This is a genomic window from Pseudomonas sp. NPDC087614 (assembly GCF_044743485.1).
GTDB lineage: Bacteria > Pseudomonadota > Gammaproteobacteria > Pseudomonadales > Pseudomonadaceae > Aquipseudomonas > Aquipseudomonas baetica_A.
In genome coordinates this window covers 21,560-35,951 of record NZ_JBIUWN010000045.1, presented here as the reverse complement: position 1 = coordinate 35,951, position 14,392 = coordinate 21,560, and the positions used below count along the sequence as shown (strand labels likewise).

Annotated in this window: 12 protein-coding genes and 1 riboswitch; of the genes, 5 read left to right on the top strand and 7 right to left on the bottom strand. The window is 59.9% G+C overall.

Features of this window, described 5'->3' with window-relative positions:
- A partial coding sequence (gene thiC / locus ACIOWA_RS17360; protein WP_401160930.1) for a phosphomethylpyrimidine synthase ThiC occupies positions 1-1,120 on the bottom strand: 1,120 nt, incomplete at its 3' end.
- A gap of 146 nt (positions 1,121-1,266) precedes the next feature.
- A riboswitch (TPP riboswitch) is annotated at positions 1,267-1,372 on the bottom strand.
- Between the two features lie 204 nt (positions 1,373-1,576).
- Between thiC and ACIOWA_RS17355 the strand changes: the two genes are divergently transcribed.
- The gene (locus tag ACIOWA_RS17355; protein WP_339432293.1) at positions 1,577-3,010 is read left to right on the top strand and encodes a TolC family outer membrane protein; all 1,434 of its coding nucleotides are present in this window, start codon (positions 1,577-1,579) and stop codon (positions 3,008-3,010) included.
- Positions 3,011-3,068: 58 nt separating this feature from the next.
- Here the strand turns inward: ACIOWA_RS17355 and waaA are convergent, their stop codons facing one another.
- On the bottom strand, positions 3,069-4,343 hold the full coding sequence (waaA, locus tag ACIOWA_RS17350) for a lipid IV(A) 3-deoxy-D-manno-octulosonic acid transferase (RefSeq protein WP_401160928.1): 1,275 nt from the start codon (positions 4,341-4,343) through the stop codon (positions 3,069-3,071).
- Positions 4,344-4,354: 11 nt separating this feature from the next.
- Positions 4,355-5,251: a LysR family transcriptional regulator gene (locus ACIOWA_RS17345; protein ID WP_339432291.1), complete on the bottom strand. Its 897-nt coding sequence runs from the start codon at positions 5,249-5,251 to the stop codon at positions 4,355-4,357.
- 109 nt (positions 5,252-5,360) lie between these two features.
- Here ACIOWA_RS17345 and ACIOWA_RS17340 point away from each other — a divergent pair, with 109 nt between their 5' ends.
- The 4 genes from ACIOWA_RS17340 (at position 5,361) to ACIOWA_RS17325 (ending at position 8,808) form a co-directional block, all read left to right on the top strand.
- Positions 5,361-5,693, top strand: coding sequence for a multidrug efflux SMR transporter (locus ACIOWA_RS17340; protein WP_221731228.1), 333 nt, complete (start codon positions 5,361-5,363; stop codon positions 5,691-5,693).
- A gap of 133 nt (positions 5,694-5,826) precedes the next feature.
- A complete protein-coding gene (locus ACIOWA_RS17335) occupies positions 5,827-7,002 on the top strand; it encodes an FAD-dependent oxidoreductase (RefSeq protein ID WP_339538292.1) in 1,176 nt (391 codons plus the stop codon).
- Positions 6,999-7,811: an aldo/keto reductase gene (locus ACIOWA_RS17330; RefSeq protein ID WP_401160926.1), complete on the top strand. Its 813-nt coding sequence runs from the start codon at positions 6,999-7,001 to the stop codon at positions 7,809-7,811. Before ACIOWA_RS17335 ends, ACIOWA_RS17330 begins: the two co-directional genes overlap by 4 nt.
- Before the next feature lie 31 nt (positions 7,812-7,842).
- On the top strand, positions 7,843-8,808 hold the full coding sequence (locus ACIOWA_RS17325) for a metal ABC transporter ATPase (RefSeq protein WP_401160924.1): 966 nt from the start codon (positions 7,843-7,845) through the stop codon (positions 8,806-8,808).
- Between the two features lie 65 nt (positions 8,809-8,873).
- Here the strand turns inward: ACIOWA_RS17325 and ACIOWA_RS17320 are convergent, their stop codons facing one another.
- The 4 genes from ACIOWA_RS17320 to msbA form a co-directional block, all read right to left on the bottom strand.
- A complete protein-coding gene (locus tag ACIOWA_RS17320; protein ID WP_401160922.1) occupies positions 8,874-9,560 on the bottom strand; it encodes a hypothetical protein in 687 nt (228 codons plus the stop codon).
- A complete protein-coding gene (locus tag ACIOWA_RS17315; RefSeq protein ID WP_401160920.1) occupies positions 9,561-10,535 on the bottom strand; it encodes a glycosyltransferase in 975 nt (324 codons plus the stop codon).
- A gap of 130 nt (positions 10,536-10,665) precedes the next feature.
- Positions 10,666-12,087 (bottom strand): bifunctional D-glycero-beta-D-manno-heptose-7-phosphate kinase/D-glycero-beta-D-manno-heptose 1-phosphate adenylyltransferase HldE, encoded by a 1,422-nt coding sequence (gene hldE, locus ACIOWA_RS17310; RefSeq protein ID WP_401160918.1) that lies wholly within the window; start codon positions 12,085-12,087, stop codon positions 10,666-10,668.
- Positions 12,088-12,512: 425 nt separating this feature from the next.
- Positions 12,513-14,315: a lipid A export permease/ATP-binding protein MsbA gene (gene msbA / locus ACIOWA_RS17305; protein WP_339432283.1), complete on the bottom strand. Its 1,803-nt coding sequence runs from the start codon at positions 14,313-14,315 to the stop codon at positions 12,513-12,515.
- Positions 14,316-14,392 lie beyond the last annotated feature (77 nt).

Genomic DNA, 14,392 nt, shown 5'->3' with positions numbered 1-14,392 from the left:
AGATTTCGTCGAAGTGGGTGTAGAGGAAGTTCTCTTTGTGGTGCGCCAGGCACCACTTGGCCATGATCGAACCGCCACGGGAAACGATGCCGGTCACCCGCTTGGCGGTCAGCGGCACATAGCGCAACAGCACACCGGCGTGGATGGTGAAGTAGTCGACGCCCTGCTCGGCCTGCTCGATCAGCGTGTCGCGGAACAACTCCCAGGTCAGGTCTTCAGCGACGCCGTTGACCTTCTCCAGCGCCTGATAGATCGGCACAGTGCCGATCGGCACCGGCGAGTTGCGGATGATCCATTCGCGGGTTTCGTGAATGTGTTTGCCAGTGGACAGGTCCATCACGGTGTCCGAGCCCCAGCGAATGCCCCAGGTCAGTTTCGCCACTTCTTCTTCGATGGACGACCCCAGGGCGCTGTTGCCGATGTTGCCGTTGATCTTCACCAGGAAGTTACGGCCGATGATCATCGGTTCCAGTTCGACGTGGTTGATGTTGGCCGGAATGATTGCGCGACCACGGGCGATTTCTTCGCGGACGAACTCAGGGGTGATTTCTTTCGGGATGCTCGCGCCGAAGCTGTGCCCGGCGTGTTGCTGGTTCAACAGGCCGGCGGCGCGGGCCTCTTGCAGCTTCATGTTTTCGCGGATGGCGACGTATTCCATCTCGGCGGTGATGATGCCTTTGCGCGCGTAGTGCATCTGGCTGACGTTGGCCCCGGCCTTGGCGCGGCGCGGGTTGTTGACGTGAGCGAAACGCAGCTTGGTCAGTTCCGGGTCGGCGAGGCGCTCCTGGCCGAAGCTGGAGCTCAGGCCGGCCAGGCGCTCGGTGTCACCACGGTCGTCGATCCAGGCCGAACGCACATCGGCCAAACCTTTACGCACGTCGATCACCACGTTCGGATCGGTGTACGGACCGGAGGTGTCGTACACAGTGACCGGCGCGTTGATTTCGCCGCCGAAGTCGGTGGGGGTCACGTCCAGGGTGATTTCGCGCATGGGCACGCGGATGTCCGGGCGCGAGCCCTGAACGTAGACTTTTTGCGAACGGGTGAACGGCTTGACCGATTGCTCGTCGACCTTGGCCGAGTCACTCAGGTTGATCGCGTTTTTTGCTTTTGTCGTCATCACGGGCTCTCCAGACAGCATCCAGGCAGTGGATTGTCGGAGCAGAACCTGAAAGGCACGGACGCACCAGGACCGGTGCTGTGCATCGTCGTCGAGCGTTCGATTGTCGAACAATATCCCGGACGAAGCACAAGAGGACTCGCCGGGTGACGAGAAATCTTGTTCCCTACGCAGGCGCTAACCTGATCAGGTTCAACGGGATCCGAAATTATTCGATCTCAGCCTCATAGCAAGGCACCCCGACAAGAACCCGGCCAGTCTAGACACAAGCGGCAAAGAACGCCAACACCGCGGCAAACACCATGATGAATGGCGCAATTGCCGGTGCTTGCAGGATTGTTGCAGCCCCAATGCCCAACTACACTCGCTACGCCATGCTGCGCCTTGACGCTGCGTGGACCGCGCCTTACCTTTGACACCCGGATTATTTCCATAATATTTGCTAGGGATCGCCTCATGCTGCGCAAACTTTCACTGGCTCTTGCCGTGTCTTGTGCGTCCAACGCAATGGCCTGGGCAGCAGAAGCGCCCTTGTCGACCAAAACCGATCTGGTCAGCGTCTATCAGGAAGCGGTCGACAACAATGCCGACCTCGCCGCCGCTCGCGCCCAGTACGGTGCACAGAAAGAAGTCGTACCGCAGGCCCGCGCCGGGCTGCTGCCGAACCTGTCCGGTGGCGCCGAAGTCGCCAACGTGCGCACCTCGATCGACCAGCCTTCGGCCACCGCCAGCCGCAGCGCCCATTCCTATCAGGCGACCCTGGCCCAGCCCTTGTTCCGCGCTGATCGCTGGTTCCAGTACCAGGCCGCCAAAGACGTCAACGAACAGGCGGCGCTGCAACTGTCTGCCACTGAGCAAAACCTGATCCTTCAATCGGCCGAAAGCTACTTCAATGTGCTGCGCAGTCAGGACAACCTGGCCTCGACCAAAGCGGAAGAAGCGGCGTTCAAGCGCCAACTCGACCAGTCCAACGAGCGCTTCGATGTCGGCCTGTCGGACAAGACCGACGTGCTGCAATCGCAGGCCAGCTACGACACCGCACGGGCCAACCGGATCGTCGCCCAGCGTCAGGTCGATGATGCGTTCGAAGCGCTGATCACCCTGACCAACCGTCAGTACAACTCGATTCAAGGCATCGTCCACACGCTGCCGATCCTGCCGCCAGCGCCGAACGACGCCAAGGCCTGGGTCGACACGGCGGCGAAACAGAACCTCAATCTGCTGGCGAGCAACTTTGCTGTCAGTTCGGCTGAGGAAACGTTGAAGCAACGCAAGGCCGGTCACTTGCCGACCCTCGACGCCGTGGCCAAATACGAAAAGGGTGACAACGACGCCCTCGGGTTCTCCAATCCGAACGCCTTCGGCACGCCGTACCGTGGCAACGTCGAACAGAGCACGCTGGGGCTGCAACTGAACATCCCGATCTACAGCGGCGGGCTGACCAGTTCGCAAGTGCGTCAGTCTTACGAGCAACTGAATCAGAGCGAACAACAGCGCGAATCCCTGCGCCGGCAAGTCGTCGAGAACACTCGCAACCTGCACCGTGCGGTGAACACCGATGTCGAGCAGGTGCAGGCGCGCCGCCAGTCGATCATCTCCAACCAGAGCGCAGTGGAAGCCACGGAAATCGGTTATCAAGTGGGTACGCGCAACATCGTCGATGTGCTCGATGCCCAGCGACAGCTGTACACCTCGGTGCGCAACTACAACAACACCCGCTACGACTACATCCTCGACAACCTGCGCTTGAAGCAGGCAGCAGGCACGTTGAACCCGGGTGACTTGCAGGACCTGACGCGCTATCTGAAAGCCGACTACAACCCGGACAAGGACTTCCTGCCGCCGGACCTGGCCAAGGCTGCTGAGGCGCAGCTCAAGGCGCGGCCTTAAAAAAAATCGCCGCCTGCGGTGTGAGCTGGAGCAGGCGGCGATCTTTTTTTGTGTAGGGTTACTTGATCAAGCGCCCCAACCCATCCAACAAACGCTGCAACGCCCCCTGATTGCGGCGCATCACATTCAGCCCCGCCTCAGCCATGCGCTGCGCATCGCGCGGCAGTTCGAACAAGCGCCGCACTTCCACTGCCAGCCCTTCGGCATCATCCACCTCAACCAACGCGCCGGCTTCACGCATCTGCGCGGCGATGTCGAGGAAGTTGAACAGGTGCGGGCCGCTGATCACAGGTTTCGCCAAGGCGGCCGGTTCCAGCAGGTTGTGCCCACCGTTCGGCACCAGGCTGCCGCCGACAAACGCACTGTCGGCCAAGGCATAGAGAAACAGCAACTCGCCCATGGTGTCGCCGAGCAGCACCGATGTTTCAGCCGCGACGTTAGCGTCGGTGGAGCGGCGCACCGTGGCGAAGCCTTCGCGCTGGCACAGCTCGAACACCGTGCTGAAACGCTCCGGATGACGCGGCACCAGAATCAACAGTGCATTCGGATAGCTGGCCAGTAATTGACGATGGGCGTTGAGCACCACTTCGTCTTCGCCTTCGTGAGTGCTGGCGGCGATCCACACCGGACGTTCCAGCGCTTGCCACTGGCCGCGCAATTGGGCGGCGCGCTGCAGCAGTTGCGGGTCGATGGTCAGGTCGAACTTGATCGACCCCGTCACTTCGACCGTTTCAGGACGCGCGCCCAGATCACGGAAGCGCTGGGCTTCCGCTTCGGTCTGCACGGCAAAAAAACTCATCTCGGCGAGCATTGGCGCGGTCAGCTTGCTGAAACGGCCATAACCCCGGGCCGAACGTTCAGACAATCGCCCGTTGGCCAACGCCACTGGAATGCCGCGTTTGGCGCACTGATGAATGTGATTGGGCCAGAGCTCGGTTTCCATGATCACCGCCAGCTTCGGCTGCGCACGCTCCAGAAAACGCGCTGCGGCACACGGCAAGTCATACGGCAGGTAGCAATGCTGGATGCGCGGCTCGTTGGCGAACAGGGCCTGAATTCGCTCCGATCCGGTCGGCGTCATGCAGGTCACAGTGATTGGCAACTGTGGATAACGTTGCAGCAAGGCGCGAATCATCGGCGCCGCCGCAATACTTTCGCCCACCGACACCGCGTGCACCCAGATGCCACCCGGTTGCAACGTCGGCATGCCATAAGAGAAACGTTCGCCAATCCGCTTGGCATACGCCGGCGCTTTTCGCGCCCGTAGCCATAGCCGAATCGCCACCAATGGCAGCCCCAGGTAAAACAGCGCGGTGTAGAGAGTTCTATTCATGGCGGCGGAGTTTATCGACTTTTGTCGCCGATGGCCCGCAAGTGCACGGCAAAACGCTCTGCCAGCCAGCGCGCGGCCGGGCCGAGCGGCTCGTCGCGGCGCCAGACCAGTTCGACCACCAGCGCCGGCGGCGTCCATTCGCTGTCGAGCTCGACCATCAAGCCCTGATAGGCCGAATACTGCACGACATGCCGTGGCAACCACGCCCAGCCCAGGTCGCGCACCAGCCACTCGGCCATGACATAGAAGCTGTCGGCACGCCACACTTGCGGGCTGGCCGGGTCGTTGCCGGGGTAAACACTGGTTTGCGTCGACATCAACAGTTGCCGATGTTGCGCCATTTGCTGGCAGGTGACGTAGGACTGCGTCGCCAAGGGATGGTTGATCCCGCAGACGGTGACCATCTCCACGCGCCCCAGTACCCGACGTTCAAGTGCCTCGGGGATTTCATCGTGATAGAACAGCAGCCCGAGATCGGCGCGGTGTTCCACCAGTTTGCGCGCCACTTCGCCTTGGGCGGCGCTGGTCAGTTGCACTTCCAGGCTGGGGAAATGCTCGGCCAACGCGCCGAAACTCTCCAGCAGCGCCTGGTACGGCATCGCCTCATCCTGAGCCACCCGCAATTGCGCCTCCTGGCCGCGCATCATCGCCATGGCCCGACCATTGAGGCGCTCGCATTGGCGCAACACTTCCCGCGCCTCTTCAAGCAGTGCCTCACCCGCTTCGGTGAGGCTGGGTTGACGCCCGCTGCTACGCTGGAACAGGCTGACACCCAAGTCGTCCTCCAGCATGGCAATCGCACTGCTGATGGCTGACTGCGCCTTGCGTTGCTGCCGCGCCACGGCGGAGAACGAGCGCTGCTCAGCGACGTCGACAAACACCCGCAACTGATCGAGATTCCACTGCATGCTGATCCACCAACCTATCTCAATAACAGATAGGTAATGACTTTACCCCATCTGAGGAATCACTAGAATGCCGCCTCAGCAAGCAACATTTTCCATGAGGATTTGAACCATGAACGCCTACGTCTATCTGGCCATTGCCATTTGCGCCGAAGTGATAGCCACCGTTTCGATGAAGGCGGTCAAAGGCATCAGCACACCCCTGCCACTGATTCTGGTGATTGTCGGCTACAGCATCGCTTTCTGGATGCTGACGCTGGTGGTGCGAACGGTGCCGGTGGGTGTCGCTTACGCCGTTTGGGCCGGAATGGGCATCGTCATGGTCAGTGTCGCGGCGCTGTTCGTTTACGGGCAGAAGCTGGATCTGCCGGCGATGCTGGGGATGGCGTTGATTGTCCTGGGTGTCGTCGTCATCCAGCTCTTCTCGAAAACCGCCGGCCATTAACGCCAACTCCAATCCCTGTGGGAGCGAGCAGGCTCCCACATTGGTCTTGTCTCAGCCTTGTTGATCACCGACAAATCCGCCTCTTTCCCGAGTCTGTATACTGCGCCCTCGTCTTGAACTCTGAGGTCGCTGCATGCCATCTGTTATTTCCACCGACGTTCTGATTGTCGGCGCTGGTGTCGCCGGCCTCTGGCTGAATGCACGTCTGCGTCGTCAGGGTTTTTCGACCGTGCTGGTGGAAAGTGCCAGCCTCGGTGGCGGGCAGAGCCTGAAATCCCAAGGCATCATCCACGGCGGCGCCAAGTACGCGCTGCACGGTGCGCTGACCGGCGCCTCGGAAGCCATCGCCGATATGCCACGGCGCTGGCGTGAAGCGCTGGCCGGTAACGGCGAACTGGACCTGTCCGGCGTGCGCTTGCTGTCCGACGCTCATTACCTATGGTCGCCCGGCACCCTCGCCGGCAACCTCACCAGTTTCTTCGCCAGCAAAGCCGTGCGTGGCCGTGTCGATCAGGTCAAAGGTGAACAACTGCCACCCGCCCTGCAAGACAAGCGTTTCAAGGGCAAGGTCTATCGTCTCGCCGAACTGGTGGTGGATGTGCCGGGCCTGATCCAGCGTCTGGCCGATCTGGCCGGCGATGGCCTGTTGGCCGGACACACCATCGAGCCTCTGCTCGAAGCGGGTGTGCTGGTCGGCCTGAAAGTCGACGGTCGCGAAATCCGCGCCCAGCGCATCGTCCTCAGTGCCGGCGCCGGTACCGCTGAACTGCTCACCGCCCTGGGCTTGAGCCAACCGGCCATGCAACGCCGTCCGCTGCACATGATCATCGCCAAAGGTCCGGGTCTGAAACCGCTGTACGCCCACTGCCTGGGCGGCGGCACCAAACCGCGCATCACCGTGACAACCCATCCGGCCGCTGACGGCCAGTGGGTCTGGTACATGGGTGGCGACATCGCCGAAAGTGAAGGCGTGGCTCGCGAGCCTGCCGAGCAGATCGCCACGGCGCAAAAAGAAATCGCTCAGTTGTTGCCGTGGATCGACCTCAGCACCACGCAGTGGGCGACCTTGCGCGTCGACCGTGCCGAACCGCTGCAAACCGGCCTGACGCGCCCGGACAACGCCTTCCTCGCCGAAGAGGGGCGCCTGTTGGTCGGCTGGCCCACCAAACTGGCGCTGGCACCGGACTTCGCTGATCGCGTGTTCGCTTCGCTGCAACGCGACGGTATCCAGCCGCAAGCCGCCGAGCCATTACCGCCGCTGCCGAAACCACTCATGGGCGTTCCGGCCTGGGAGCAACTGCTGCCATGACGATTGCGACCCTGCACGACTTGCTACGCCCATTGGGCAGCACGGGCCTGAGGGTTTCGCCGTTGGGCCTGGGCACCGTCAAACTCGGCCGTGATCAAGGCGTTAAATACCCCAACGGCTTCCAGATTCCCGACGACGACGACGCGCGCAGGCTGCTCAAACTTTCTCGGGACATGGGCATCAATCTGATCGACACCGCCCCGGCCTATGGCCGCAGCGAAGAACGCCTCGGCCCACTGTTGCGGGGTCAGCGTCAGGACTGGGTGATTGTCAGCAAGGTCGGTGAAGAGTTCGCCAACGGCGAGTCTCGCCACGACTTCAGCGCAGCGCACACCCGGATGTCCGTGGAACGCAGTCTGCAACGTCTGGAAACGGACTTCATCGATCTGGTGCTGGTGCATTCCGATGGCAACGACATCGCCATCCTTGAGCACGAAGCGGTGTACGCGACGCTCGAGGCGCTCAAGGCTGAAGGCAAGATCCGCGGCTTCGGTTTCTCCGGCAAAACCGTCGAAGGCGGGTTGAAGGCGCTGGAGCAAGGCGATTGCGCGATGGTCACCTACAATCTGAACGAACAAAACGAGAAGGCTGTCATTGACTATGCTGCTGTTCACGGCAAGGCCATCCTGGTGAAAAAAGCCTTGGCCAGCGGTCACGTTTGCCTGAGCCCGGGCGTCGATCCGGTGCAGGCCAGCTTCGAGTTGCTGTTTGCCCAGCCTGGCGTAGCCAGTGCTATTGTCGGGACGATCAATCCGCTGCACCTCGCCCATAACGTTGCGACCGTTGCCCAAGTCCTTCGTGGTCATTGACGCCGCTTCGCGGCCTTAAGCAGGAGCCGATATGGCGCGCACGCTCATCAGAAAGAACCCGAGCAACTTCAAGACGCTGCCACTGTTCGTCGAAGCAACGCCCGAAGGCCTGACGTATCAGAGTGTCGGCATGCCATTGAATTTCACCCAGACCCTGCAGCGGCGCAAACCGGTCAGCGTGGCCGACACCGAGCGCTTCTCACTGGAACTGGCGAACCTCGGGGTGTCGGTACGACTGACTCTCCATTGGCAGAACCGCGATTATTGGGTATTGGTGCGTCAGCGGCGCCAGGATCGCGGCGACGTGGTGCTCAAGTTGATTTCCGGTTACGTGCCGGCCCACGAACTGAACATCCCGCTGCACACCGCCATTCAAGAGATCGCCGAAGAGTGTCTGCTGGAAACCCCGGAAGGCTGGCTCGGCGGGCGCTTCAACGATACGTGGCTGCCGGCGCCCTACTCAGCCGCGCTGCATTATCGCGAGGCCCTGCCGTTTCGCCTGACGCCGCTGTCCGGCTCGGCGCGGCCCATTCGTTGCGCCAATCTGCAATTGCTGGAACGTCCACGGGCGTACGTGCATTTGCCCACCGCGTCGCTGCAATTGATCTATGACCTGCGGCTGGAGGTGCCCAAGGAAGCCAAATCCCTGAGCCTGTTCCACGTCGATGAGCGTTTGGAGGGCGATCAACTGGTGGCGCGGCTCGACCGCAAACGCCCGGACCTGTACCTGATGCCACTCAAGGACGGCGCGCCAGTGGCCGAGTTGTACACCCTCAAGCGCGACAAACTCCTGCCGGCCAGTACCCGCGGACTCTACCTGGCCGAGAGCTTTGCGAGCCAGGAAGGGTGGGTCGTGCGCGAAGAGCGGATTCGCTGGAAAGACTGGCTCGTGCAGCAGGGACTGCAACCGGCAGAACCCCCTCGCCCAGGGCTCAAGCAATTGAGCCTCAAGGCCCTGAGCCTGGTGGGCATCGGCAAGAAACGCGCGAGTAAATAGCCGAAACGTAGTGATACGCCCCCAAGCATCGCACCGCTGCGATTCTCAAAAATCGACAGTACGTTTTATTTTTTGCGAAACAGTTTCTGCCACCAACGACGAGGTTGTAGAGGTACCACGATAACATCTGACGTCTGCAGCCAGTTCCTCTCATAATCCCAGGCATGGCCACCCCACAGTTTTCCTGCTTCGTTGGAAAAACCCAGGGTCATGAGCTGAAAGTTGAAACCGGCATAGCCGCGCAACCAGTCGAACAGCACCAGCGTGCTGAAACCCGTGGAGGGCCCTGCATAGAGCTTGCCTGTGGGGCGATTGATGGGATAGTTCAACAGCGGCGGCAAGGGAATACGATCCAAGTACATGGCCACCCCCGGCAACGGAGACATCGGAGTTACAGACCCCACCAGGATAGTGAAACAACGCTCGCTCGACTGATCTAACAGCCGCTGCACATTAGGCCCGCAGGGCAGTCCGAAAAAATACGCATCCGGCGCATTGCATCCGTGCACGAAGATATTCACGCTACGCGAGTTGAGCAGGGATGCCTTGATGCAGGTATTGAAGCTGACCACGACATCAGCGACGCCAATGTTCAGCGCTTGAAAATCCGCCGCCGTGATCGCTGGATTGTTCGCGATCAGCACGACTCGACCCGCACGACTCAGACACTCACGCAACGGCTCAGGCAACGCGTCCAGAATAGACTGGTCACCGCCGGGTAGCGCATCCAGCGCCATCTGTTCGTTCTTCATTCAGACCAGTACCTTCATTCCGTAACGCAACTTGACCCAGAACCTCGTGAGCGCCGAAGGCGATTGCCATGGGCGCATCTCGCGCTGGATTTCAGTAGCCAACGTCTGACCCACACGGGCAAAGGAATAGCGACTTTGTGCGAACACCTGTCCATTGCTGGCGATACGCTGCGCCAACTCCGGGTCGTCCTGCAGCAGTTTGATCTTTTCCAGTGCTTGCGCTTCGCTGCGATAAAACACCGTGTTGTGCATATCTTCAAAGCCGAGCAACTGGTCTTCTTCGCCCTGACTCCAGGCCAGCAATACGCAACCGCAGGCCATGGCTTCAAAGTTCTTGATCATGAATTCGTTCATGCCGATGTCGGCGCTGACGAAAATCTTGATGCGATTGAGCATTTCCAGATACTCCGAGCCCGATTCGGTCCGGGTCACCAGCATGCCGGTGCGCTGCACCAAAGACTCGAGCAGCGATTTGCGCTGGGCATACTCGGTACTTTTCAGGCTACCGAGAAAGCCGATGGGAATGTCCCGCTCGACACCGGTGTTGTGCAGCATCTGTTCGTCGTAACCCTTTGAAACGAACGCTGTATCAATGCCTTCAGCCAGCATTTTGCGGGCAACCACGGCACCGGACACCAACGCCCGACAACTCGGAAGACGACGATAGAGACGCGAATACACCCCACGGTATTTACTGGCAGGCATGTAGTTCTGGTACGCGTCGTGTTCGAGAAAGATCAACCCGGGAATGCACTTGAGCACCCGCAATTGTCTGGTCAGGCGCTTGACCCGGGAGAAGATCACCACACGATCGAAGGTTTGATAATCAACCGAGGCCAGAAACGGCCCCAGGTTCATTTGTTGCTGCTTGCTCAAACGATAGATGAAACACTCATCACAATTCTGCTGAACGATGTCGTAGAGCCGGTCGAGAATGACCCGCTGCTCGTCCATCACCAGGAGCATGACTTTCATAAGTTAATTGACCACGCGACGTAAGCGGGCAAGCGCAGCGGACTCAACCTTGCCAACATCATCGGAAACGGCTCGATCCCCAAGGCAAAATCCGTTCACACGCAGTACACAACGGCAAAAATTCATCTGATCAGCGACTGCGGATTTTTTCGACAATCGCCGTTGTCGAGCTGTTTTCCAAGAGCCCCAGCACTTTCACGGTGCCGCCATAAGCCGTCACGATGTCCGCGCCGACCACTTGGTCGATCCCGTAATCGCCCCCCTTGACCAGCACATCCGGTTTGACTTCGCGTAGCAGGTTTTCCGGCGTGCCTTCAGGGAAGCTGATCACCCAGTCCACCGCCCCAAGCCCAGCCAGCACGGCCATGCGCCGGTCGACACTGTTGATCGGGCGACCCGGCCCCTTCAGGCGACTGACCGAAGCATCGTCGTTGACTGCGACGATCAGTCGATCGCCTTGGGCCCGTGCCTGTTCCAGATAGGTCACGTGACCGGCATGCAGAATGTCGAAGCAGCCATTGGTGAACACGATTTTTTCGTTATGCGCCCGTGCATCGGCCACTGCGAGCAACAACTGTTCAAGACCCAGCACGCCGCGCTCGGAACCCTCTTCACGCTGAATCGCGCGACGCAATTCCGGGGCGCTGATGGCCGCCGTACCAAGTTTGCCAACGACAATGCCCGCTGCCAGGTTGGCCAGCGCCACCGCGTGGGGCAGATCTTCGCCGGCTGCGATGGCTGCCGCGAGGGTGGAAATCACAGTATCACCGGCACCGGTCACATCGAATACCTCACGGGCCCGGGCAGGCAGGTGCAGCGCTGGCTGATCAGGGCGTAGCAACGTCATGCCGTGCTCGCCCCGTGTTACCAGCAAAGCGCCGAGTTCCAGGTCGTGCATCAGCGTCGCACCCTTGCTGACGAGTTCGTGCTCATCGACACAACCGCCGACGATGGCTTCGAATTCACTGAGGTTCGGGGTAATCAGGCTGGCACCACGATAGACCGAGAAGTCCTTGCCTTTCGGGTCGGCCAGCACCGGGATGTTTTTGGCGCGTGCTGCCTGGATCAGGGCCTGATGGTTTCTCAATGCACCTTTACCGTAGTCGGACAACACCAGCACTTTGACGCCTTCAAGCAAGTCATCGACCTGCGAGCCAAGGGCAAGTGCGTCAGTGGCGAACGGTTCTTCGAAGTCGATACGCAGCAGTTGCTGGTGCCGGCTCATGACCCGCAGCTTGACGATGGTTGGCTGGTGCGCAATGCGCTGGAACAAGGCACGTACGCCCACGCCCTTGAGACTGTTGCTCAGGCTGTCGGCGGCTTCGTCGTCACCGGTCACACCGACCAGGGACGCCGGCGCACCCAGCGCGGCAATGTTCAAGGCAACGTTGGCGGCACCGCCCGGACGATCTTCGATTTGCTCGACTTTAACGACCGGCACCGGGGCCTCAGGGGAAATCCGTGAGGTTCCGCCATGCCAGTAACGGTCGAGCATGACATCACCGACCACCAAGACTGGGGCTTGATCGAATCGCGGCATGGACAACTTCATGGAGCAACCCACATACAAAATGAACAGGGGCGCGATATTAACACAGGGTTGGCGCAGGCTTGTGTACAGGCTGCAACAGGATGAAACAGCTATTGTCTTTGCTTGTTTTTTGAGCAATTGGGCGGCGAATTGCTGGCCTGCCTCGGACAACTCGAGAGTTTCGGTATCGATCCGACACTCGACAGCAGCGGTACATACAATGCTTCCCCCATAAGCGAGCAGTTCGTAATCACGCAGATACGCCCGCCGCCCCCCCCCCGCTTGTTCCGCAGGGACAGAACTCTTGGGCCGACAAGGAAACACGGCAATCGGCGCCGGGAATTGATCTTCGTACCCGTATGACGGGCGCCAGCCATTGAACACCGCGACGCCTACGTGGCTGCCCGCGCATTTGGGCACATCAATGAACGAACAGGAACGCTGAGTCAGGCGATGTCTTCGGCCGGGGCGTCGAGCCCCATGGCGTTCAGACGCGCGTAGTAACCGTTTTGCGCCAATAGTTCATCGTGAGTACCGCGCTCGACGATCCGCCCCTGGTCCATGACCAGAATCAGATCGGCTTTCTCGATGGTCGATAAACGGTGAGCAATCACTAGCGTGGTGCGGCCCTTCATGACCTGATCCAGCGCCGCTTGAATGTGCCGTTCGGATTCCGTGTCGAGAGCCGAGGTGGCCTCATCGAGAATCAGCAACGGTGCGTTCTTGAGCAATGCACGAGCAATCGCCAGACGCTGGCGCTGGCCACCGGAAAGCAATACCCCGTTCTCGCCGACCTGGGTGTCCAGGCCTTCAGGCAGTTGCGAAATGAAGTCCATCGCGTAGGCGTCACACGCAGCCTTCTCGATGTCTTCACGCGGTGCGCCAACCAGATCGCCATAAGCGATGTTGTTGGCCACGGTGTCGCTGAACAAGGTCACGTGTTGGGTCACTTGGGCGATATGACGGCGCAGGTTAAGCAGTTTGTACTGCTCGACTTCCACACCGTCGATAAGGATTTCGCCCTTGTCGTGGTGATAGAAGCGCGGAATCAGATTGGCCAGCGTTGACTTGCCGCTGCCCGAACGGCCGACAAGCGCCACCATCTGCCCGGGCTCGACCGAAAAGCTGATGTCATCGAGCACCTGACGTTCAGTGTCCGGGTAGGTAAAGCTCAGGTTACGTACATCAAGACGACCGGTCACCGAATCGCGCTCGACCGTACCGGTGTCGGTTTCAGGCTTGACGTCCAGTTGCTCGAAAATGCTTTCGGCACCGGCCACACCTTTCTGAATTGTTGAACTGACTTCAGACAACTGACGGATGGGCTTGGGCAACAGGCCGGCCAGAGTGATATAGGCGACCATGTCACCGGCCGACGCGTCACCGCGCAGGAACAGCACCAGGAACATCAACACAGCCATGGCGCTGTAGATCACCAGTTGCAGCAACGGCGTGTAGATCGCACCGGTGCGGGTCATGCGCAGTTGTTTGTCGGTGTTGCCCTGGCTGGCATTGAAGAAGCGTTTCTGTTCGTAGACCTCGCCGCCGAAGCTGCGCACGACACGATAGCCCTGAATGGTTTCCGAGGCCACGTGGGTAACGTCGCCCATGGCCAGTTGGATCTTCTTGCTCTGCTTGCGGAATTTTTTGCTCGCGGTGCGCACCATCAGAGCGATGAGCGGCAGGATCGCGACCATGACCAACGTCAGCTTCCAGTTCATGAACATCAAGGAGACAAACAGGAAGATCACTGTCATGCCTTCACGGATTACGACCTTGATCGCATCTGTCGCCGCCCCTGTGACCATGGTCACGTTGAAGGTAATGCGCGAAATCAGATGACCGGAGTTATGCTTGTCGAAATAGCGGTTGGGCAGGACCAGCAGGTTATTGAACAGTTGCACCCGCAAGTCATGCACCAGGCCGAGGGATACCTTGGCCAGAAAATAGTTACCCAGATAAGAACCCAGCCCCTGCCACGCAGCAATCAGGATGATCAGCAGCGGCACGGCCTGCAGCAGTTGCAGGTCACGCAGGTAGGGCACGGAGGGGAACAGCACCGCTTCAGGGTTCGACAGGCCGTCAACAAAATACTTGAGGATGTAGCCAAGCATCGGCTGCGTCGAAGCGAAAATCAAAAAACCGACAATGCTGATCAGGAACAAACTGATGTACGGCCTGACGTAGCCGAGCAGGCGGAAGTAGATTTTCAAGCTCGAAGGGCTTGCGGCGAGACTGGAGTCGGTCATATCACGCGAAAGTCGATAAAAAGGACGCAGACTTTAGCACAGCTTCTCAAGGGTTCTGGCAATCGGTGAAAGGCTGT

Coding starts and splice junctions, on each gene's coding strand:
- waaA (WP_401160928.1), bottom strand. CDS start 4,343: ATGAATAGAACTCTCTACACCGCGCTGTTTTACCTGGGGCTGCCATTG.
- ACIOWA_RS17315 (WP_401160920.1), bottom strand. CDS start 10,535: ATGAAAGTCATGCTCCTGGTGATGGACGAGCAGCGGGTCATTCTCGAC.
- ACIOWA_RS17340 (WP_221731228.1), top strand. CDS start 5,361: ATGAACGCCTACGTCTATCTGGCCATTGCCATTTGCGCCGAAGTGATA.
- ACIOWA_RS17330 (WP_401160926.1), top strand. CDS start 6,999: ATGACGATTGCGACCCTGCACGACTTGCTACGCCCATTGGGCAGCACG.
- ACIOWA_RS17335 (WP_339538292.1), top strand. CDS start 5,827: ATGCCATCTGTTATTTCCACCGACGTTCTGATTGTCGGCGCTGGTGTC.
- ACIOWA_RS17325 (WP_401160924.1), top strand. CDS start 7,843: ATGGCGCGCACGCTCATCAGAAAGAACCCGAGCAACTTCAAGACGCTG.
- ACIOWA_RS17345 (WP_339432291.1), bottom strand. CDS start 5,251: ATGCAGTGGAATCTCGATCAGTTGCGGGTGTTTGTCGACGTCGCTGAG.
- hldE (WP_401160918.1), bottom strand. CDS start 12,087: ATGAAGTTGTCCATGCCGCGATTCGATCAAGCCCCAGTCTTGGTGGTC.
- ACIOWA_RS17320 (WP_401160922.1), bottom strand. CDS start 9,560: ATGAAGAACGAACAGATGGCGCTGGATGCGCTACCCGGCGGTGACCAG.
- ACIOWA_RS17355 (WP_339432293.1), top strand. CDS start 1,577: ATGCTGCGCAAACTTTCACTGGCTCTTGCCGTGTCTTGTGCGTCCAAC.
- msbA (WP_339432283.1), bottom strand. CDS start 14,315: ATGACCGACTCCAGTCTCGCCGCAAGCCCTTCGAGCTTGAAAATCTAC.